Genomic DNA, 21265 nt, shown 5'->3' with positions numbered 1-21265 from the left:
CCTCCTAACAGCGACGTCGCCCGGGGCCGACCAGCCCCGGGCGACCCGCCACAACGCAGCAGCGGGCTCGGCGCGCGCGCCCGACTCAGGCGGCCTGGGGGCGAGGGCCGGTGGACTCGCGGACGACCAGGCGGCACGGCTGGCGCACGACCCCCGAGGCGGGCTGCCCGTCGAGCGCGGCGAAGAGGTGCTTGACCGCCGTCTCGCCGAGCTGCTGGAGGTTGAGGTCCACTGTGGTCAGTGGTGGCTGGCAGTCGGCCGCGAACTCGTGCCAGTTGTCGTATCCGATGATGGAGATGTCGTCGGGGACGCGGCGGCCCAGCTCCCGGACGGCGCCGGCGACCCCGGCGGCGATCTGGTCGTTGCCACAGAAGATCGCGTCGATCTCGGGGCTGGCGGAGAGGAGCATCTTGGCCGCCTGCCGTCCCCACCGCTGCGACCACTCGCCGTAGAGCGGGTCGCCGCCGGCCAGGGGGAGGCCCGCGGAGGCGAGCACCTTGCGGAGGCTGGTGACCCGGTCGCGGGCGGCACGGTAGCTCTCCGGCCCGGTGATGTGCGCGATCTGCCGGCGCCCCAGCGACACCAGGTGCTCGGTGGCGAGGCGGGCGCCGTGCTCGTCGTCGGCGAGGACGGAGAGGTCGTGCGGGTCGTCGGACTCGCCGTACACGTACACCACCGGCACCGGGAACTGGCGGGTCAACGACGGCCGCACGTCGTTGGAGTCGCCGAGCACCACGAAGCCGTCGACCTGGCGCGCGATCAGCGTGCGGATGTAGTGCTGGCGGCGGATCGCGTCGCCTCGCGCGTCGCAGAGCAGCACCGACATCTGACCGTTGGCCAAGGCGTTTTCCACGCCGAGCAGGATCGGGATGGAGAACCGGCCGCCCAGCTCGTCGGTGAGCAGGCCGATGGTGCGCGTGCGACCGGTGAGCAGCCCGCGGGCGAGCACGTTGGGCTGGAAGGAGAGCTCCTCGGCGGCCTCCAGCACGCGGCGGCGGGTCTCCGGCGCCACCTCGTCGCGCGCGTTGAGCGCCTTTGACGCGGTGGCCACGGACACGCCCGCCAGCCGCGCGACATCGCTCAACGTGACCGACCGGGACCGCTGCCTACCCACCGAAATCCTTTCGAAAACCTTTCGAGGCGAAAGCGTACATCATCGAGCCATATAAACTCTTCCCTTGACGCGGACGTAATCAGGTGGCTACATTGCCGAAAAGGTTTTCGGCAATCGGGCGACCAACAGCACAGAGACAGAGCCGGGCAACCTCACCCTCGTTTCCCTACCACCTGTGGGCCGACCGAGGTCAGGCGACCACGCGGGGCCCGTTCCCGGTGGCCTCCACACAGGACAGGAGGTAACCCGTGTCCCTCTCTCGCCGCACCGTGCTGCGCACCTCCGTGGCCGGCGCCGCCGCGGCCGCCGGGCTGACCGCCCTCAGGGCGACTCCGGCCGCCGCGGCCGCCCGCGCCGACATCGGCGTCTCCGCCTACCCGTTTCCGCTCTCCGCCGTCACCCTGCTGGCCGGGCCGTTCCAGGCCAACACCGGCCGCACACACAGCTACCTGAGCTTCCTCGACGCCGACCGGCTGCTGCACATGTTCCGCCTCAACGTCGGGCTGCCCTCGTCGGCCGCGGCCATGGGCGGCTGGGAGACGCCCACCACCGAGCTGCGCGGCCACTCCACCGGGCATGTGCTCACCGCGCTCGCCCAGGGATACGCCAACGGCGGCCCGGCCGCGTTCAAGACCAAGGGCGACTACCTCGTCGCGGAGCTGGCCAAGTGCCAGGACCGGGCCACCGCCGCCGGCTTCAACACCGGATACCTCTCGGCGTATCCGGAGAGCTTCATCGACCGGGTCGAGGCGCGGCAGTCGGTGTGGGCGCCGTACTACACGCTTCACAAGATCATGGCGGGCCTGCTCGACATGCACCTGCTCGCCGGCAACGCCCAGGCGCTCACCGTGCTGACCCGGATGGCGGCGTGGGTGAAGTTTCGCAACGACCGGCTGACCCTCACCCAGCGGCAGAACATGCTGGACACCGAGTTTGGCGGCATGAACGAGGTGCTCACCAACCTCTACCAGCTCACCGCCGACCCCAACCACCTCACCGCCGCGCAGCACTTCGACCACGCCGAGGTCTTCGACCCGCTCGCGTCCAACGTGGACGCGCTCAACAACTACCACGCCAACACGCAGATCCCAAAGGTGCTCGGGGCGATCCGCGAATACCACGCCACCGGCACCACGCGATACCGCGACATCGCCGTCAACTTCTGGGACATCGTGACCGGCCGGCACTCGTACGCGATCGGCGGCAACTCCAACGGGGAGTACTTCAAGGCGCCCAACCGCATCGCCAGCGAGCTTTCCGACACCACCTGCGAGTGCTGCAACACCTACAACATGCTGAAGCTGACCCGGCAGCTCTTCTTCACCAACCCGGCGCGCACCGACTACATGGACTACTACGAGAAGGCGCTCTACAACCACATCCTCGGCGCGCAGAACCCCAGCTCCAGCCACGGCTTCCACTGCTACTACGTGCCGCTGCGGCCGGGCGGCATCAAGACGTACAGCAACGACTACAACAACTGGACCTGCTGCCACGGCACCGGCATGGAGAGCAACACCAAGTACGCCGACAGCATTTACTTCCACAGTGGAGACGTCCTCCACGTCAACCTCTTCATCGCCTCGGTGCTCACCTGGCCGGGGCGGGGCATCACGGTGCGGCAGGAGACGTCTTACCCAGAGGTGCCGTCGACCCGGCTCACCGTCACCGGCTCGGGACCGCTGACGATGCGGATCCGCATCCCGTCGTGGACCAGTGGCGCGCAGATCCGGGTCAACGGCACACTCCAGAGTGGATCGGTGACCCCCGGGTCGTACACGAGCATAACCCGGACCTGGACGTCGGGTGACGTGGTCGACGTGACGCTGCCGATGTCGCTGGTTCGGGAGTCCACACCGGACAACGCGGCCGTGCAGGCGGTCAAGTACGGCCCGATCGTGCTGTCCGGCGCGTACGGCACCAACAACCTCTCCACCATGCCGACGCTCAACCCGGCGACGATCGCCGCGACCTCGACGCCGTTGCAGTTCACGGCGACGGCCAGCACCGGCGCGGTGACGCTGCTGCCGTTCTACAAGATGCACGGGCAGCGGTACACGGTGTACTGGAACGTCAACACCACACCGCCGCCGGCGCCGTTCGTCGCGCACTACCGCTTCGACGAGACGTCCGGCACCAGCGCGGCCGACGCGACCGGCAACGGCCGCACCGCCACGCTAGCCAGCGGTGCGGGCTGGATCGCCGGCCGCACCGGCAACGCGGTCAACCTCAACGGCACCGGCGCGTACGTGTCACTGCCGGCGGGCATCCTCGCCGGCGCCACCGCCTGCACGGTCGCCACCTGGGTCCGGCTGGACACCGTCGCCAACTGGGCCCGCCTCTTCGACCTCGGCTCGGGCGCGACGGCCAACATGTTCCTGGTCCCGCGCAGCGGCTCCGGCACCGCGCGGTTCGCCATCACCACCTCCGGCTCCGGCGGCGAGCAGCGGATCAACGGCCCGGCCGCGCTGCCCTCGGGCGCGTGGACGCACGTCGCGGTCACGCTCTCCGGCTCGGTCGGCGTGCTGTACGTCAACGGTGCCGAGGTCGCCCGCAACAGCGCCCTGACGCTGCGCCCGGCTGACCTGGGCAGCACCACACAAAACTGGATCGGTCGATCCCAGTACGGCTCCGATCCGTACCTTGACGGGGCGGTGGACGGCTTCCGGCTCTACAGCCGCGTGCTGACCGCCGCCGAGGTGGCCGACCTGCACGCGACGGGACTGTGAGGTCCTCTTGACACCGGCTGGTGGCTCGACCTGCGCCCGGCTCGTCGGGCCACCAGCCGGCCCCTCTCGCCGCGGTGGCGCCCGCCCGTGGCGTCCCGCTCGCCAAGGTCCTCGTCCGAGGGCTTGACAGCCAGACTGTTATCGCTAACATTGTCACACGTGTTTGCGTAAACATCGGAGTATCGCGATGCGTGTGCTCGCCGGCGTGACACTGTCCATCCTGGTCACCGGGTTTCTGGTGGCCCTGCCGGCCGGCGCCGCCCAGGCCGCGCCGCTTCCGACCGGCGCCCGTTCGCTGGAGTCGATCAGCTACCCCGGCCGGTTCGTCCGGCACACCGGCTCGCTGGGCCAGGTCGACCCGGTGACGTCGAGCAGCACCGCGCAGGTCAAGCGGGAGGCCACGTTCACGGTCGTCAACGGCCTGGCGTCGCCCGCGTGCTACTCGTTCCAGACCAGGGACGGGCTCTTCCTGCGGCACCGCGACTTCCGGCTGCGGGTCGACGCCAACACCGGCGACCCGACATTTCGCGGGGACGCCACCTTCTGCGCCGTCGACGGGTCGGTGAGCGGCTCCGTCGCGCTCGCCTCGTACAACTATCCCGACCGGCGGATCCGGCACCGTGACTTCGCCCTCTGGCTGGACGCGCAGCAGGACACCGCGGCCTTCCGCGCGGACAGCTCGTTTCGGCTGACCGCGCCCTGGACCCCGAAGTCCACCAAGGGGCCGGTCATCCCCGGGCTCTTCGCCGACCCGCACATCGCCACCTTCGGCGGGCGGTACTACCTCTATCCGACCACCGACGGGTACGCGAGCTGGAGCGGCACCTACTACAAGGCGTTCTCCTCCACCGACCTGGTCAACTGGACCGACCACGGCGTGATCCTCGACCACGGGCCGGACGTCTCCTGGGCGGACAACTCGGCCTGGGCACCGGCGGTCGCGACCCGCGGCGGTCGCTACTACCTGTACTTCAGCGGCGGTGCGGCCAGCGGCAACACCACCAAGCAGCTCGGTGTCGCCGTCGCCGACTCGCCGACCGGGCCGTTCCGCGACGCGCTGGGCCGGCCGCTGGTCCGCGGCGACCAGTTCTCCGGTGGCCAGGCGATCGACCCGATGGTCTTCACCGACGACGATGGAGAGTCCTATCTGTACTGGGGCCAGGGCGTCGCGCGCGCCGTGCGGCTGAACGCCGACATGGTCTCGTTCGACGCGGCGCAGGTACGGGTCATCACGCCGTCCGGATACAACGAGGCGCCGTTCGTGTTCAAGCGCAACGGCCTCTACTACCTGATGTGGTCCGAGAACGACACGCGCAGCGAGGACTACCGGGTCGCGTACGCCACCGGGTCGTCACCGCTGGGGCCGTGGACCGCGCGCGGCGTCGTGCTCCAGAAGCGGCTCGACGCCGGCATCAAGGGCACCGGGCACCACTCCGTGGTCCGCGCGCCCGGCACCGACACCTGGTACGTGGCCTACCACCGGTTCGCCGTCCCCGCCGGCAACGGCACCAACCGGGAGACCGCCATCGACCGGATGGACTTCAACTCCGACGGCACGATCCGTCCCATCGTGCCGACCCTGTAAGAGGAGCTTCCCATGTCGAGAACCCTTGCCCGGGTGGGAGCGACACTCACGGTCGCCTGCCTGGCGTTCGCGTCCCTGTCGGTGGCGGCGCCGAAGAAGGCGTCCGCGCTCGACCCGTTCACCGGCTACCTGATGGCTCACTTCACCGGCGAGTCAGCCAACGGCGAGCAGATCTACCTCGCGCACAGCAAGGACGGGCTGCGCTGGACCGACCTCAACAACGGTGGCGTGGTGCTGCGCTCCACCGTCGGTACGCGCGGTGTCCGCGACCCCGCCCTGGTCCGCTCGCCCAACGGCGACCGGTACTGGATCGTCGCCACCGACCTGCGCATCGCCAGCGGTACATCGTGGAGCGACGCGGCCAACCGGGGCAGCACCTCGCTGGTCGTGTGGGAGTCGACCGACGTGGTCAACTGGTCCGCCCCCAGGCTGATGAACGTCGCCGCCGGCATCCCCGGCGCCGGCAACGCGTGGGCGCCCGAGGCCATCTACAACGCCGCGACCGGTGACTACGTCGTCTACTGGGCGACCAACTCGCTGCGCAACGGCGTCACCAAGCACCGCATCTGGTACGTGCGCACCAGCGACTTCCGCTCGTTCACCGCGCCGCAGCTCTACATCGACCGGGGGAGCGGCCAGGGCATCATCGACACGCAGATCGTGGAGGTGCCGGGCAGCGTGGGCGGCTACCGGTACTACCGCGCCTCGGCCGACGGCCACATCACCATCGAGGGGAGCAACTCGATCCTCGGCAGCTGGACCACCATCGGCAACCTTTCGCACATGGGCATCTCCAACGGCACCGGCGGCGGCAACGTGGTCGAGGGTCCGATGTGGGCACAGTTCAACGGGCGCAACGAGTGGGCGCTCTGGCTCGACCAGTACGCCACCGGCCGCGGGTACATGCCGATCACCTCGACCAACCTGGGCAGCACGCAGAACTTCCGGACCCGCACCGACTACGCCATGGGCGGCAACCGCAAGCGCCACGGCTCGATCCTCAACCTGACCGCGGCCGAGGAGACCCGGGTACTCGGGCGGTGGGGGAGCACGATCCCGGTCAACCGCATCCAGTCGTACAACTACCAGGACCGGTACGTGCGCCACTCCAACTTCGACGTGCGCATCGACCCCAACGTCAGCCCCGCCCAGGACGCGCAGTTCCGTCTCGTGCCAGGGCTCGCCGCTGCCTCCGGCACCGTATCCATCGAGTCGGTCAACTTCCCCGGGTACTACCTGCGCCACTACGGCTTCGACTTCCAGCTCGCGGCGAACGACGGCACGAGCACCTTCGCCGGCGATGCCACCTTCCGCCAAGTGGCCGGGCTCGCCAACTCCTCGTGGACGTCGTTCCAGTCGTACAACTATCCGGACCGGCACATCCGCCACTACGGATACGTCCTACGCCTGGACGTGGTCAGCGACACGCAGAGCCGCGGCGACGCCACGTTCCGCGTCACCACGTAACTCGCCCTCCAAAGCCCGCCCGTCGCCCTCGCGGCGGGCGGGCTCCGTCCGTGCCCGCGGGCCGGTCGCGTTTCGTTTTGAGCTACCGCGGCGTCCGTCGCGCCCCGGACCGCCGCGCGGGGTCCCCGGGGAGACGTGGAGCGCAGCGGAGCGTCTTCTTGGGGTGCTTTCCCGCGGCCTCGCCCTCCGTGCCCACACGACCGGCGCCGGGCGGCGCGAAAGCCGGCGGCGAAATCGCGCTTTCGCTCAGCGCGAATAGCATCGAGAAACGGCAAAAATGTGGACCGCGCGCCGCCTGCCCGGGGCGAACCGGTCAGGATTCAAGAAGCCATCGCCGCGTCGGCTTCCTAGCATAGGGTCATTCCATCAAGACTCGTAGCGAGGGAAGCTGCCATGAAGGACACGAAGAAGGCCGCGAAGAAGACCACGGCGCGCGACGAGGCGGCCGAGGGATTCACCCCCGAGGAACGAGAGGCGATGAAGGAGCGCGCCAAAGAGGTGAAGGCGGCGCGCCGTGGCCAGCGCGGGTCCGCGGCCGACGCGGAAGGCGCTCTGCTCGAGAAGATCGCCGAGATGCCCGAATCGGATCGCGTCATGGCCGAGCGGATCCACGCCATCGTCAAAGCCAATGCGCCGGAGCTTTCGCCAAAATTGTGGTACGGGATGCCCGCATACGCCAGGGACGGCAAGGTCGTCTGCTTTTTCCAGAGCGCGCAGAAGTTCAAATCGAGGTACGCGACGCTCGGTTTCAACGACGACGCCCACCTGGACGAAGACTCCATGTGGCCGACCGCCTTCGCCCTGACGAAGCTGACCGCCGCCAACGAGGCGAGGATCGGCGAGCTGGTGAAGAAGGCGGCGGGCTGACCGGCATCCGCGGGCCCATCCTGTCGAGCCCGCCGGCCCTTCTCGGACGCCGTGGCGGCCCCGCGGCTCGAACAGATCCGAACGGACCCGAACGCGCGACGTCTGGAGTCCGCCCGGACGACCGCGCGAGAATCGACGCAGTCGAATCCCGTGACGCGGGCGACGAGACCGCGCCGGTCACGGGGGCGGCGCGGTCTCGCCGCCGGTCACAGCCGCTCGCGGATCTCCGCGGCCTCGGGATGGTCGAGCTCCTCCAGGAGGCGCAGCGCGGCGCGCCACGCGGCGGTCGCGGCATCGGCGTCCCCTGTGGACTCGTGCAGCGTGGCGAGGTTGCGGAGCGTGTCGGCCTCGTTGTAGCGGTCGCCGAGCGTGCGGTACAGGTCGATGGCGCGGGCGTAGCAGGCGGCGGCCCGCTCTGGCTGGTGGAGGTGGCCGTGGATGTAGCCGAGGCTGTCCCAGGTCGCCGCCTCGGCGTGCCGGTCGCCGGTCTCCCGCAGCAGCGCGACCGCCCGCTGGCAGTCGGCGAGCGCCTGGTCGTACGCGCCGCGCTGGGCGTGCAGCCAGCCGGCGTTGTTGAGCGTCATCGCCTGGCCGTTGCGGTGCTCCAGCTTCTCGTACCGGTTGAGCGCCCGCTGGTTGTGCTCGAACGCCTCGTCGTAGCGCCCCTGCCGGTGGCAGAGCCCGCCGAGTCCACGGTGGACATGGGCCTCGCCGAGGTGGTCGCCGAGCTGCGCGTACCGCTCCAGCGCCCGCTCGTAGTGCGGATACGCCGTCGCGTCGTCGCCGAGCCGCCCGTGCGCGGCGGCCAGCGCCTGGTGCGCCCCGGCCTCGGCGCCCCGGTCGTCCAGCCGCTCGGCGGCGGCCAGCGCGACCCGCTGGATGGAGATCACGTCGTGCCAGTGCCCGATCGTGTCCAGGTGGTTGGCGACCGCGCGGGGCAGCCGCCAGGCGTGCTCGTCGAAGCCGGCTCGGGCGGCGGCGTGGCAGGCCAGCAGCAGCACGTCGCGTTCGGCCGCGAGCCAGGCCCGTGCCGCCTCCGGATCGCCGAGCGGCTCCGGCGTGACGCCCGGCACCGGCGGCGGAGGCTCGGCCGATGGCACCGCCAACTCGGGGTAGATCAGCCGGTCGGCGGCGTGCGCGGTGTGCAGGTAGTGGTCGAGCAGGCGGCCGGTGGCGGCGCGGCGCTCGTCCGGCGGGTCGGTGGCGGCCAGCTCCGCCGCGTACCCGCGGAGCAGGTCGTGCATCGCGTAGCGTCCGGGCGCAGGCTCGGCGGTGAGGTGGGCGCGGGTCAGCGTGGCCAGCCGGCGCGCGGCGACGGCCGGCGGGACGCCGGCGAGGCTGGCCGCCGCGGGCGCGGTGAGGTCTGGACCGGCGTGCACGGAGAGTAACCGGAAGAGCTGGGCGTCGTCCGGGTCGAGGAGCCGGTAGGACCAGGAGAAGACGGCGCGTACGTCGGCCGCCGGGTCGCCACCGGTGAACGGGTCCAGCCCGCCCTGCGCCGCGCGCAGCTCACGGGCGAGCGCGCCGAGCGTGAAGCGCGGATTGGTGGCCGCCCGGGCCGCCACGACGGCCAGGGCCAGCGGCAGCCGCGCGCAGGCCGTGACGATCCGCTCGACCGCGTCGGGCTCGGCCCGTATCCGGTCGGCGCCGAGCCGCTGCCTGAGCAGGTCGCGGGCGTCGGCGGCGGGGAGCAGGTCGAGCCCGAGGGGGTCGGCCGCGCCGGCCACCACGAGGCCGGTGAGCTGGTCACGGCTGGTCACCACCGCGGCGCAGCCGGCGCTGCCGGGCAGCAGCGGGGCGACCTGCGCGGCCTCCCGGGCGTTGTCGAGCACCACGAGGATCCGCCGGCCGTCGAGGCAGCTCCGGTACAGGGCGGCCTGGGCCTCCAGTGTGGACGGTACGCGGTCGGCCGGCACGCCGAGCGCGTCGAGCAGGACCCGTACCGCCTCGGCCGGCGGCACCGCCGAGCCGCTGGGCTGGAAGCCGCGCAGGTCGACGTAGAGCTGGCCGTCCGGAAACTGGTCGGCGACCGCGTGCCCGAGCCGCACCGCGAAGGTGGTCTTGCCGACGCCCGCGGGGCCGGTCACGAGCACCGCACCACCGCCGGTGAGCAGCCTGGTGGCGTGGGCCAGCTCGGTGGCCCGGCCGGCGAAGTGGCGCGGGTCGGGCGGCAGCAGGCGCGGCACCGTGTCGGGCGTGGGCGGTGGCGGCTCGGGGACGTCCGCCTCGGCCTGCGCGACGCCCCGGCGTACCTCCAGCCAGGCGTCCACGTCGCCGTCGGTGCCGCCACATGCCGCGACGAACGCCGCCACCAGGTCGGGCTGGGGCAGCGACTCGCGGCTCAGAGCGGTGGCGAGTGTGCTGTAGGCCAGGATCCGGCCGCGCGTCCGGGCCAGCCGGGAAAGGTCGCGATAGGACAGTCCGGTCCAGGCCTTGAGCCGGCGCAGCTCGCCCACGAACTCAGCGGGCGTCCGCACGGGGCGGGGCGCCGGTAGACCCGAAGCCACGGCCGCAGCTTAGGACAGCCGCGCACGCCGGGCGCTCGGCTACCGTCATGTGGACCATACCCGCACGACCGAGGAGAGCCATTGACGAAGATCCGCGCGCGGGCCGGGCTGGTCGAGGTCGCGCTCGTGCTGGTCGCCACGGTGGCGGTCTGGCGGCTGGTGATGGGATGGGACTGGTCGGTGGTGCCGGGGCCGACCCCGGACAGCTACCGCGACCCCAACGGCGCGTTCGACTGGGTCCTCGTGCACGCCACGGCGGCCGCCGGCACGGGCTGGCTGGCCTGGCGCGGCCGCCCGGTGCTCGGGGCCGCTGGCGTGGTGCTCGCGCTCGTGGTGCTCTCCGGCTGGCGGATGGCGGTCGCCGAGGTGATCGGCGCCAACCTGTGGCCGGTCGGCGTGGCCATGCTGACCGTCACCCTCACGCTCACCTGCGTGGCCGCGGCCCTGGCCGGCGGCTGGCTGCGCCAGCGCGCGCACCGCTAGGGCGCCAGCCGCCGCGCCCGCCGGTCGCGGTCGTCGCCAGCCGCAGATAGATCCAGTGCCCGTGCTCCGGGTCCGCCTCCGCCTCGCGCAGCGCCTCGACGAGCGCGCCCGCCTCGCGGAAGGCGCTCCAGCGGTCGTCGCCGGGGCGCTCGGCCGGGGCGGGGTCGCCGGGCACCTGCCGCGCCGCGGTGTCCGGCACCTCGAAGAGCAGCGTGCACCGGCCGTCGCCGCCGGGAGCGCGCGAGCGCGGGCGTGGCGCCCGGTCGGCCCTAGCTTGGCACGGGCAGGTCGACGATCGTGCCCGTGGTGCGGGCCCGCTCGGCGGCCCAGACCACACGGTGGCTCAGCAGGCTGGAGGTCGCGTCGGAGGGGACCAGCGCGGGGTCGCCCTCCGCGACCGCGGCCAGGAAGGCGTCGGTGATGGCGGTGTCGCCGCCGTTGTGGCCGTCGCCGGCGGTGGCGCCGGCCGTCGCGCCGGTGTCGATCGTGCGCCGCTCGCCGGTCCGGAAGTCGGTGACGTGCAGCAGCGTGTTGTCGCCGTCGATGTACCCGTGCGTGCCGAACAGCCGCGTGCGGCGCCCCTCCTGCGGGGTGAACGCGGTCAGCGTGAACGAGCAGGTGGCACCGTCGGCGAAGGCCATCGAGACCACCTGGTGGTCGGCGACGTCGTTGGCGCTGGTGTAGACGCAGCGGCCGTACGGCCCGGTGCGCAGCGCCGCCTCGACCCCTTCTGGCGTGGGGTCGGCGGTGACCGGGGAGAGCGGCCAGAACTCGCGGCTCGGGTCGCCGAGGCAGGACAGGTACAGCCGGGGCGCCGAGTACGGGCAGGTGGGCTCGACCGGGCAGGTCAGGCAGGTGTCGGTGGCACCCTCCGGCCGGTGCTCGGGTCGGAAGTGGCTGAGCCCGCCGAAGGAGCTGACCCGGGTCGGCGCGGCGCCGAAGAGGTACAGCAGCCAGTCGATGTCGTGGCAGGACTTGGTCAGCAGCAGCGGGGCGGAGGTGGTGCTGTTGCTCCAGTTGCCGCGGACGAACGAGTGCGCGTAGTGCCACCAGCCGATCGGCTCCAGGTGCTGCACGCTGACCAGCCGCCCGATCGCCCCGCCGTCGAGCAGCCCCTTGAGCGTCGCCGAGTACGGCGTGTACCGCATGACGTGGCAGACCGCGAAGATGACGCCGGCCTTCTCGACCGCGGCGGCGATGCGCAGCGCGTCGGCCTCGGTGGTGGCCATCGGCTTCTCGAGCAGGATGTGATAGCCCAGCTCGGCGAAGGCGACGGTGGGGTCGGCGTGCATCTGGTCCTGCGTGGCGACCACGACGGCGTCGCCCACGCGCCCGGCGGCGGCCAGGTCGCGCCAGTCCGTGTACGCGTGCTCCGGCGGGATGCCGAACTCGGCGGCGAACCGGCCACGGCGCCCCGGGTCCGGCTCGGCGACGGCGACCACGCGGGCGCGCCCGGTGGCGACCGCACAGCGGGCGTACACGAGCCCTCGCACCCCGGCGCCCGCCACGACCAGCCGTACCCCGTCTACAGTCATCTGCGTGCCTCCCGTGGGCTACTTTAGAAACTATCCATCATTAGTAGGCACGCGAGGCCGGAACGTCAAGGGGTACGCACGTGAGCGGACAGTTCGCCGGCGGGGATCTTTCGAGGTTGCGACAGCTCAACACGCTCGCGGTGGTGCACGCGCTGCGCCACCAGCCGCCGCGCACGCTGACCGAGATGGCCCGCGCCGCGGGGCTGTCCCGCCCGGCCACCGAGGACGTGGTGCGCGAGCTGGAGGCGCAGGGCTGGGTCGAGCAGGTCGACCCGGCGGCCGGCTCGATGGGGCGGCCGGCCCGGCGATACCGCTTCCGGGCCGACGCCGGCTGGGTCCTCGGCGTCGACATCGGCGGCCACACCGTGCGGGCGCTCGTGGCCGACCTCGACGGCGAGATCCGGCACAGCGAGCGGCAGCCGGTCTCGCCCGCGGTCGGGCGCGCCGAGCGGCTCGCCGTGGTCGACAAGGTGGTCGCCGAATGCCTGGCCGGCGCCGGCCGCACCGGCGCGGAGATGTGGGCGACGACGGTCGCGACCAGCGGGCTCGTCGACGACGCCGGCCGCGTCGTGCTCTCCGTGGCGCTGCCCGAGTGGACCGGGCTGCACCTGGCCGAGCACATCAGCCGCCTGGTCTCCGGCCCGGTGCTGGTGGAGAACGACAGCCGCCTGGCCGCACTCGCCGAGACCTGGCGTGGCGTCGCCCGGTACGCCCGCGACGTGGTCTACCTGCTCGCCGGCCTGCGTACCGGCGCCGGCCTGATCATCGACGGGCGGCTGCACCGGGGCTTCGCCCGCGCGTCCGGGGAGATCGGTGCGCTGCCCGAGCTGGGCTGGATCCGGGCGCAGGAGCACCTGCGCGGCTGGTCCGGCGCGCCCGCCGGCACCGATCCCGACGACGTCGCCGGGCTGGTCTTCGCGGCCGCGCGGGAAGGTGACCGGCGGGCGCTGACGGCGGTCCGGCGGTACGTGAAGGACTTCGCCCTCGGCGCCTCCGCGCTGGTGCTCGCCCTCGACCCGCAGCTCGTCGTCTTCGGCGGCGGCTTCTCCCGCTCGGCCGACGTGATCCTCGAACCGTTCCGCCGGGAGCTGGAGAAGCGCTGCATCCGCACGCCCGAGGTGGTCCAGTCGGCGCTGGCCGAGGACGCGGTGGCGCTGGGCGCGGTGAGGCACGCGCTGGACCACCTGGAGCTGCACCTGTTCAACCCGGGCAGTGGCCTGGCCGCGCCGGCGGCACCCGGCCGCTGAGCGCGCTGCCGCCGGCCCGGCCCTGGGGGCGCCCCCCGCGCCGCCCGTTCATCGATTCGTCGCAGAGATCAGCCTTGACAGACTTATGAAGGAGACTATTAATAGTGGGGTATCCGATGTGACCTGAGTCTCTCGCTCGAGAGGGGTACGCCATATGTCCAGACCAGTGCGGCTGGGGCTCACCGCCTTGGTGGCCGCCGCGCTCGCCCTCACCGCCGCGGGGTGCGGCGACGACTCGGCCGGCGACGCCGACGGCCCGGTGACGCTCTCCTACGCGGTGTGGGACGTCAACCAGGTGCCCGTGATGGAGGAGCTCGCCGCGGCGTTCACCAAGGAGCACCCCACCGTCGCGATCGACGTGCAGATGACCCCGTGGGCCGACTACTGGACCAAGCTGCGGGCGGCGGTGACCGGGGGAGCCGCCCCGGACGTGTTCTGGATGAACGGCCCCAACATCCAGCTCTACGCCGACAACGGCGTGCTCATGCCGCTCTCCGACCGGATCGGCGAGGCAGGGCTCGACCTGGGCGTCTACCCCAAGCCGCTGGTAGACCTGTACACGTTCGAGGGCAAGGTGTACGGCCTGCCGAAGGACTTCGACACCGTCGGCGTCTGGTACAACAAGGAGCTTTTCGACGCGGCGAAGGTGGCCTATCCCGCCGACGACTGGACGTGGGCCGACTTCAAGGCCGCCGCGGCGAAGCTGACCGACCCGGCCAAGGGCGTGTACGCGGTCGGCGCCAACCTTTCCGGCCAGGAGTACTACTACAACACCATCTACCAGGCCGGCGGACAGGTCATCTCGCCCGACGGCAAGACCTCCGGCTACGACCAGCCGGCGACCATCGAGGGCCTGCGTTTCTGGACCGACCTCATCGCGGCCAAGCAGTCGCCCGACCTCAAGACGATGACGGACACTCAGCCGTTGCAGCTCTTCGAGTCGGGCAAGCTCGCCATGTACTGGGGCGGCTCGTGGAATGTCTCCGAGTTCTCCAAGAACGAGTACACCAAGTCCAGAGTGGACGTCGCACCGCTGCCGGCCGGCGTCAAGAAGGCAACAATCATCCACGGCCTCGCCAACGTGGTCTCGGCCAAGACCGCCCATCCCGACCAGGCGTGGGAGTTCGTGCGGTTCCTCGGCTCCCAGCCGGCCGCCGAGATCCTGGGCCGCAAGGGGCCCATCCCGGCGTACACCGGCACGCAGACCGCGTGGGCCACCGCCAACGCGCAGTTCAAGGTGCAGCTCTTCCTCGACGCGGTCGCGTACGCGGTGCCGTACCCGGTCTCCCGCAACACGGCGGCGTGGAACGAGGCCGAGGCGAAGCACCTGACCCAGGCGTACAGCGGCGCGGTCGACGTGGACACCGCCGCGAAGGCGCTCGCCACCGACATGAACGCGCTGCTGGCGAAGGAGTGAGTGACCAGATGAGCGGGAGTCGCGAGGCTACGGTCCTTGACCACGCCGGTGGACGAGCGCCGAGCGACGGAGCGTGGTTGGCGCAGGGCGGGAGTCGCGAGGCTACGGTCCTTGACCACGCCGGTGGACGAGCGCCGAGCGACGGAGCGTGGTAAGCATGGTGGTCGCCGAGTCGGGCACCGCGCGGGTCGAACCCGCCGCGGTGCCCGCACCCGGGCGCCCGCGCCGGCCGCGGCCCTGGCGGCGGCGGGGGAGCGAGGCGCTGTGGGGATACCTGCTGATCGCCCCCACCGGGCTGGGGCTGGCGGTCTTCTACCTGTGGCCGGTGGTGCAGACCGCCTACTTCTCGTTCACGGAGTGGGGACCGTTCGGCGGGCACGAGTGGATCGGGCTGGACAACTACCGCACGCTCGCCGGTGACGGTGAGGTGCTGCGGGCGCTCGGCAACACCGCGCTCTACACGGGGCTCGGCCTGCTCGGCATCCCGATCGCCATCGCCTTCGCCGCGCTGCTCAACCGGCGGCGGCTGCGCGGCGTCTCGGTGTACCGCACGCTCTTCTTCCTGCCGGTCGTCACGATGCCGGTCGCCGTCGCGATGGTGTGGCGATGGCTCTACAACGGCGAGTACGGCCTCATCAACTACCTGCTCTCACTCGTCGGCATCGAGGGTCCACACTGGATCGCCGATCCGGCCACCGCGCTCTACGCCCTCGCCGCGGTCGGCATCTGGACCAGTCTCGGCTACAACCTGGTCATCTTCCTCGCCGGCATGCAGGCGATCCCGAGGGAGTACTACGAGGCGGCGTCGATCGACGGGGCCGGCCCGCTCGCCCAGTTTCGCAAGGTGACCCTGCCGCTGCTCTCCCCGTCCATCTTCTTCGTCTCGGTCATCTCGGTGATCGGCTCACTCCAGCTCTTCGACCTCGTGTACGTCATCGGCGGCAGCGGCCAGTCGGCCCGCAGCAACCCCGCGTACCCCCGAATCGAGACGGTCGTGGCGCTCTTCTACGACAAGGCGTTCCACACCAACGACCGAGGCTACGCGGCGTCCATCGTGATGGCGCTGCTACTGCTGATCGTGGTGCTGACCGCGGTGCAGTTCCGGCTCCAGAAGAGGTGGGTCCACTATGGGTAGACGGCACGCCGGCACGCACGCGGTCCTGGTGGTGGGCGCCGCGCTGATGGTCATCCCGTTCGTGTGGGAGTTTCTGACCTCGGTCAAGACGCTCTCCAGCGCTTCCCGCGTACCACCGACGCTCGTGCCGGACTGGCGCTGGTCCAACTACGGCCGCGTCTTCGAGCTGCTGCCCTTCGGCGACCAGTTCCTCAACACCGTGCTGATGACCCTCGGGCGTACGGCCGGGCAGCTGCTCTTCTGCTCGATGGCCGCGTACGCCTTCGCCCGCCTGCAGTTTCCCGGCCGCAACCTCCTCTTCGGAGTCTTCCTCTCGGTGCTCATGGTGCCGCCGCCGCTGTTCGTCATCCCGCAGTACGAGATCATGGCGGACCTCGGCTGGCTCAACTCGCTCCCGGCGCTGATCGTCCCCGGGCTGTTCAGCGCGTTCGGCGTGTTCCTGCTCCGGCAGTTCTTCCTCGGGCTGCCCAAGGAGCTCGACGAGGCGGCCCGGCTCGACGGCGCCTCGCCGCTGCGCATCTACTGGTCCGTCATGCTCCCGCTGGCCAAGCCCGGCCTGCTGGCGCTCGCCATCCTCACGATCCTGTGGTCCTGGAACGACCTCTTCTGGCCGCTGGTCGTCAACACCGACCCGGAGAAGATGACGCTGTCGGCGGGGCTCGCCTCGTTGCAGGGCCAGTTCCAGACCGACTACCCGGTGCTCATGGCCGGTTCGCTGCTCGCGTCGCTGCCGGTCATCGCGGTCTTCGTGGTGATGCAGCGCCACTTCATCGAAGGCATCACGCTCAGCGGCAACAAGGGCTGACTGAAGACAGAAACGGAGCCGACCATGTCCCGTAGGCATGGCCGCGGTCGCGCGCGCCTTCTGGCCGCCGCGCTGGCCCTCGTCGTAGCGCCCCTCGCGATGCCCGCCCCGGCCGCCGCCACGACCGGCGGTGTGGGGCAGCGGCTGGCCGTACCGGCGTACTTCTACCCCGGCGGCGACGGCGCCGCTCTCTGGCAGCGGCTCACCGCGCAGGGCACCGGCATCGCGGTCGCCAACCCGTTCTCCGGTCCGGGCAAGACCCGCGACCCCGGTTACGCCGCCGCCATCGCCGCGGCGGGGGCGGCGGGCGTGACCGTGCTGGGCTACGTGCCGACCGGGTACCTCGGTACGACCGGCCGGGCCACGCGCCTCGGCGAGACCACGCCGGCCGCCTGGTCCGCTCAGGTGCAGCAGGACATCGAGACCTGGTACCGGCTCTACGGCGGCGACGGGCTCGGCGGCGTCTTCTTCGACGAGGTGCAGAACGTCTGCGGCCCGGACGGCGCGTACGCCCGCACCTACCGGGCGCTGGACGAGCACACCAGGGCGTGGCACCGGGGCGCGTTCACCGTCATCAACCCGGGCATCGGGACCGAGCGCTGCTACGCGGACATCGGTGACGTGATCCTGACCTTCGAGGGCACATACGAGTCCTATGTGGAGTGGGAACCGCCGGCGTGGCACCGGGCGCTGGACCCGCGCCGGCTGTGGCACCTCGTACACGCCACCGGCACGCTGGAGCGGCTCGACGAGGCGATGCGGCTGAGCGAGCGGCGCAACGCCGGCTACGTCTACGTCACGCCGGACGTGCTCGCCAACCCGTGGGACAGCCTGCCGCCGGAGGAGTACTGGCAGCGCCAGCTCGCCGCCGCCGCGAGCCCGGACCGCGTGCCGCCTCGGGCGCCCGGCGCGCCCCTCCCGATCCGGGTCACCCCGACCGAGGTGACGCTCGCCTGGCTGCCGGCCACCGGAGGCGCCGCCGGATACGACGTGCTGGTCGACGGCGTCCGGGTCGCCGGCACGCTCGGCGCGGAGCCGCTGGCCACGATCCGGGGGCTGGACCCCGGGCGGCGGCACCAGGTCAGCGTGGTCGCCCGCGACCGGGCCGGCAACGCCTCCGCCCCCAGCCGCGCGGTCCCGGTGACCACTGCCCGGCCCGATCCGCGCCCGCCCGCCGCGCCGGCCGGGCTGCGCGCCGCCGACACCGGTGTCGCCCACGCGCGCCTGGCCTGGACCGCCGTGCCGGAGCGGGACGTCGTCGGGTACGAGGTGCACCTCGACGGCGCCCGGCTGCTCGCGCTGCCGGCGTGGCTGGCCGGCGCCGAGCCTGAGGTGCCGATCAGCGGGCTGGAGCCGGGCACCACGTACGCGGTGACGGTCGTCGCCCGGGACGCCAGCGGCAACACCTCGCCCGCCGCCGGCCCGCTCACCGTCACCACCACCGTGCCCACCGGCGACCCGATCACCGACGAGGGCGGGACGATCGGCGCCACGGCGGTCACCTACGCGGCCACGTTCAACCTGCCGTTCGACTTCCACCACGTCTTCGTCGACACCGACAGCGACGCGGCCACGGGCTTCGCCACCGCGGGCGTCGGCGCCGACCTGCTCATCGAGAACGGCTGGTTCTACCGCCACACCGGCACCGGCTGGAGCTGGACACCGGTGGACGGCCCGAGCCCGCTCGTCTCCTCGGTGGACGGTCGGTACGCATGGGAGATCCCGGTCGCGCTGGCGCCCGCGCCGCACCGCGTCGTCTTCCACGGTGCCGGCAGCTCGCCGGAGTACTACAGCCCCGTCGTCGACGTCCACTGAGGAGGAGCCGTGCTTCGCAAGACCATCGCGCTGCTCGGCGGCGTGCTGCTGGTGGCCACGATCGGGCTGGTGACCGCCGGACCCGCCGGCGCGGCCGACTTCGAGATCGGCCGCACCCCGTTCTACGGCAAGGTCCCCACGCTCAACCAGCACAGTCGCACCGCGTTCTGGTACGGCCAGCTCGACCAGGCGAAGACCAACCAGCTCAAGGGGTACGACCTGGTCGTGCTCGAACCGACCCTGCGCGTGCTCAGCGTGGCCGCCGACCACTTCTACTTCGAGTCGGTCACCAGTGCCCAGGTGCAGGAGATCAAGCGCGGGCTGGACGGCGTGCTCGGCACCGCCGACGACGTCATCGTGCTCGGCTACATCTCGGTCGGCGAGATGCTGCCGACCATCATCCCCGGGCACAGCGGCCACATGACCGTCCAGGAGGGAATCGAGCTGGGCCTGCTGCCCGCCGGCTACAGTGGACCGTCCGGCCCGCTGCACGGCCCCAACCCGTGGAGCTACAACGCCTCCGGCGGATACGTCGACGTGGAGGGCGGCGCGAGCCCCGACGGCACGTACGACGACGGCTACGCGGGATACACCGGGCTCGGCATCGCGGCCAACTACTCCTCGTGGGGCAACCGGCTCACCTGGCGCAACCGCGGGGTGATGCCGTGGTACCTCGACCAGCAGGGCACCTGGGTCAGCGACAGCCGCTACCTCTACGGAGGCTACTGGCGCGACGGCGACGGCACGGTCGACGTCAACCGCACGTACGGCGGCGGCTACATCAACGGCGGCGACCCGGCGTGGCAGCGGTTCGTCACCTACCAGGTCGACAAGATCGTCCACGACGGCGACTACGACGGCGTCTTCCTGGACACCGTGGACACGCCCGACCCGGTCGGCGGCGCCGGTCCCGGCGTCTCGTGGGGGCCGCGCGGCAACTTCGGCTTCACCGCCGGCGGCATGATCGACCTGGTCGAGAAGATCAAGGCGGTCGACCCGAGCAAGGTGGTCGCCGCCAACCGCGGCTACTGGTACTTCAACCCCGACGAGGGCACGTCCCGCTTCGCCGACCGCTACCGCCGCGCCATCAACGTCTTCGTCACCGAGTCCTGGTACTACAACACCTACATCCCCGGCTTCTACGACAGCAGCCCCGGCTACGAGACGAACTGGAACGCCAATCCCGGCTCGGCCGGCTACCGGCACCGGGACAACTTCGGCGGCTTCTGGAAGACGTACATGAACGCCCAGGCCAACCGGACGGACGGCTTCAACATCGCCATAATCGACTTCCGCGTGCCGGCCAGCGGGACGCAGAAGTGGATGAACGAGGTGGTCGTCAACTCCGGCTACCTCGGCTACGACGTCTCCGGAGCCAACCACTTCAACTCCGCCGTCTACGACGACGCGAAGAACTGGCTCGACGCCCGAGGACTGGCCGCGCCGGGCCAGGCGGGCGCGCATCCCACCAACCTCTTCGGCGGCTTCGTGGCCGACGGCGACACGGGGGAGTGGGCCGCCGAGACGCCCGTCTTCCACGATCCGGCCGGCGCCAACGCCAAGGGCATCACCAAGGTGTACACGAAGTTCGCCGGCGACCGGTTCTTCATGATGGTCGAGGCGAAGCAGGCGCTCAGCCTGGCCCAGGAGATGATCTACTTCGACTACGACCGGGACGGCCCATCCGGATGGCAGCCCTTCTGGCCCACCTCCCCGGACGCCCGCGTCTACCTGGAAAACCTCAACCAGGCGTACCTGCTGCCGCACGTGGCCGGTCAGGGGGACGTCTTCCGCTTCGGCAGCCCGGCCGCGCCGGGCAACCGGGGCTGGCCGGTGCGGGTCGTGCAGTCCGGCACGCGGGCTGAGCTGGAGTTCGGCCGCGGCTACATCTTCCCGCCGTCCATGGCCGGGCGCGAGATCTGGACCTGGTTCCGGGTCGCCAACTTCGGCGGGCAGTCGGTGCGGTTCTTCGTACCCGGCGGCACCTCGAACCCGACGCCGAACCCGACCACGCCACGCCCCTCGCCCACCTCCTCGCCCTCGCCCTCTCCCACGCCTTCGCGCACACCCACGCCGAGCCCGTCGGTGCCGCCCTCCGGCATCATCACGGTCGACGGCTCGCCGGCCGACTGGGCCGGCATCACCCCACTGCTGACCGGCGGCTCGACCGTGCAGTCGCTCTCGATGACCAGCAACGGCACCACGCTGTACCTGCTCGTGCGCGGCACCGGGCTGAACGTGCTCGGCCAGTTTCACCTCGACACCGACAACAACCCCGCCACCGGATACGCGGCCAGCGGCTGGAGCAACCCCTCCGGCGCCGAGTACATGCTGGAGAACGCCAACCTGTACCGGCACAACGGCACCGGCTGGTCGTGGACCCCGCTTGGCGCGATGACCTTCGTACGCAACGACACGACCGTCGAGGCCGCCATCCCGCTCGCCGCGCTCGGCCTGACCCCCGGCCGCCGGATCCGCCTCGGCTACCTCAAGAACAACCTGGCCGGCGAGCGGCTCCCGGCCACCCCCGACCCCTTCCCGGTCGCCACCGTCTGAAGG

General features: G+C 71.5%; 15 protein-coding genes. 11 read left to right on the top strand and 4 right to left on the bottom strand.

Annotated elements, in window-relative coordinates; translation table 11 throughout:
- Positions 1-85 precede the first annotated feature (85 nt).
- Positions 86-1114 (bottom strand): LacI family DNA-binding transcriptional regulator, encoded by a 1029-nt coding sequence (locus ACFFIA_RS08785; RefSeq protein ID WP_377248268.1) that lies wholly within the window; start codon positions 1112-1114, stop codon positions 86-88.
- A gap of 248 nt (positions 1115-1362) precedes the next feature.
- Here ACFFIA_RS08785 and ACFFIA_RS08780 point away from each other — a divergent pair, with 248 nt between their 5' ends.
- The 4 genes from ACFFIA_RS08780 (at position 1363) to ACFFIA_RS08765 (ending at position 7762) form a co-directional block, all read left to right on the top strand.
- The gene (locus ACFFIA_RS08780; protein WP_377248265.1) at positions 1363-3843 is read left to right on the top strand and encodes a glycoside hydrolase family 127 protein; all 2481 of its coding nucleotides are present in this window, start codon (positions 1363-1365) and stop codon (positions 3841-3843) included.
- 187 nt (positions 3844-4030) lie between these two features.
- Positions 4031-5428, top strand: a complete 1398-nt coding sequence (locus ACFFIA_RS08775; RefSeq protein ID WP_377248262.1) for a family 43 glycosylhydrolase — start codon at positions 4031-4033, stop codon at positions 5426-5428.
- A 12-nt stretch (positions 5429-5440) separates the two neighbouring features.
- Positions 5441-6895, top strand: a complete 1455-nt coding sequence (locus ACFFIA_RS08770) for a glycoside hydrolase family 43 protein (protein ID WP_377248259.1) — start codon at positions 5441-5443, stop codon at positions 6893-6895.
- 393 nt (positions 6896-7288) lie between these two features.
- Positions 7289-7762 carry an iron chaperone gene (locus ACFFIA_RS08765; RefSeq protein WP_377248256.1) on the top strand — a complete coding sequence of 158 codons (474 nt, stop codon included), beginning with the start codon at positions 7289-7291 and terminating at the stop codon, positions 7760-7762.
- A gap of 206 nt (positions 7763-7968) precedes the next feature.
- On the opposite strand, the gene ACFFIA_RS08760 is transcribed toward ACFFIA_RS08765, so the two are convergent.
- Positions 7969-10269: an ATP-binding protein gene (locus ACFFIA_RS08760; RefSeq protein ID WP_377248253.1), complete on the bottom strand. Its 2301-nt coding sequence runs from the start codon at positions 10267-10269 to the stop codon at positions 7969-7971.
- 81 nt (positions 10270-10350) lie between these two features.
- Between ACFFIA_RS08760 and ACFFIA_RS08755 the strand changes: the two genes are divergently transcribed.
- On the top strand, positions 10351-10752 hold the full coding sequence (locus ACFFIA_RS08755) for a hypothetical protein (protein ID WP_377248250.1): 402 nt from the start codon (positions 10351-10353) through the stop codon (positions 10750-10752).
- Here ACFFIA_RS08755 and ACFFIA_RS08750 read toward each other — a convergent pair.
- Both ACFFIA_RS08750 and ACFFIA_RS08745 read right to left on the bottom strand, forming a co-directional pair.
- On the bottom strand, positions 10694-10951 hold the full coding sequence (locus tag ACFFIA_RS08750; protein WP_377248247.1) for a hypothetical protein: 258 nt from the start codon (positions 10949-10951) through the stop codon (positions 10694-10696). The genes ACFFIA_RS08755 and ACFFIA_RS08750 overlap by 59 nt on opposite strands.
- A 70-nt stretch (positions 10952-11021) precedes the next feature.
- Entirely contained in the window at positions 11022-12287 is a 1266-nt protein-coding gene (locus ACFFIA_RS08745; protein ID WP_377248244.1) for a Gfo/Idh/MocA family protein, read from the bottom strand.
- 80 nt (positions 12288-12367) lie between these two features.
- Between ACFFIA_RS08745 and ACFFIA_RS08740 the strand changes: the two genes are divergently transcribed.
- From ACFFIA_RS08740 to ACFFIA_RS08715, 6 genes are all read left to right on the top strand, one after another.
- Positions 12368-13534, top strand: coding sequence for an ROK family transcriptional regulator (locus tag ACFFIA_RS08740; RefSeq protein ID WP_377248241.1), 1167 nt, complete (start codon positions 12368-12370; stop codon positions 13532-13534).
- A 154-nt stretch (positions 13535-13688) separates the two neighbouring features.
- A complete protein-coding gene (locus ACFFIA_RS08735) occupies positions 13689-14951 on the top strand; it encodes an ABC transporter substrate-binding protein (RefSeq protein WP_377248238.1) in 1263 nt (420 codons plus the stop codon).
- Positions 14952-15108: 157 nt separating this feature from the next.
- The gene (locus ACFFIA_RS08730; protein ID WP_377248235.1) at positions 15109-16086 is read left to right on the top strand and encodes a carbohydrate ABC transporter permease; all 978 of its coding nucleotides are present in this window, start codon (positions 15109-15111) and stop codon (positions 16084-16086) included.
- Complete coding sequence (locus ACFFIA_RS08725) at positions 16079-16891, top strand: carbohydrate ABC transporter permease (RefSeq protein ID WP_377248232.1); 813 nt, start codon at positions 16079-16081, stop codon at positions 16889-16891. The genes ACFFIA_RS08730 and ACFFIA_RS08725 overlap by 8 nt, the downstream gene beginning before the upstream one ends.
- 24 nt (positions 16892-16915) lie before the next feature.
- Positions 16916-18706, top strand: coding sequence for a spherulation-specific family 4 protein (locus ACFFIA_RS08720; protein WP_377248229.1), 1791 nt, complete (start codon positions 16916-16918; stop codon positions 18704-18706).
- 9 nt (positions 18707-18715) lie between these two features.
- Positions 18716-21262 carry a putative glycoside hydrolase gene (locus ACFFIA_RS08715; protein ID WP_377248227.1) on the top strand — a complete coding sequence of 849 codons (2547 nt, stop codon included), beginning with the start codon at positions 18716-18718 and terminating at the stop codon, positions 21260-21262.
- Positions 21263-21265: the final 3 nt, after the last annotated feature.

Source organism: Phytohabitans kaempferiae (assembly GCF_042433955.1).
In the GTDB taxonomy this organism is placed as follows: Bacteria; Actinomycetota; Actinomycetes; order Mycobacteriales; family Micromonosporaceae; genus Phytohabitans; species Phytohabitans kaempferiae.
The sequence above is the reverse complement of the archived record's forward strand: the minus strand, read 5'-3'. Positions and strand labels throughout refer to the sequence as shown.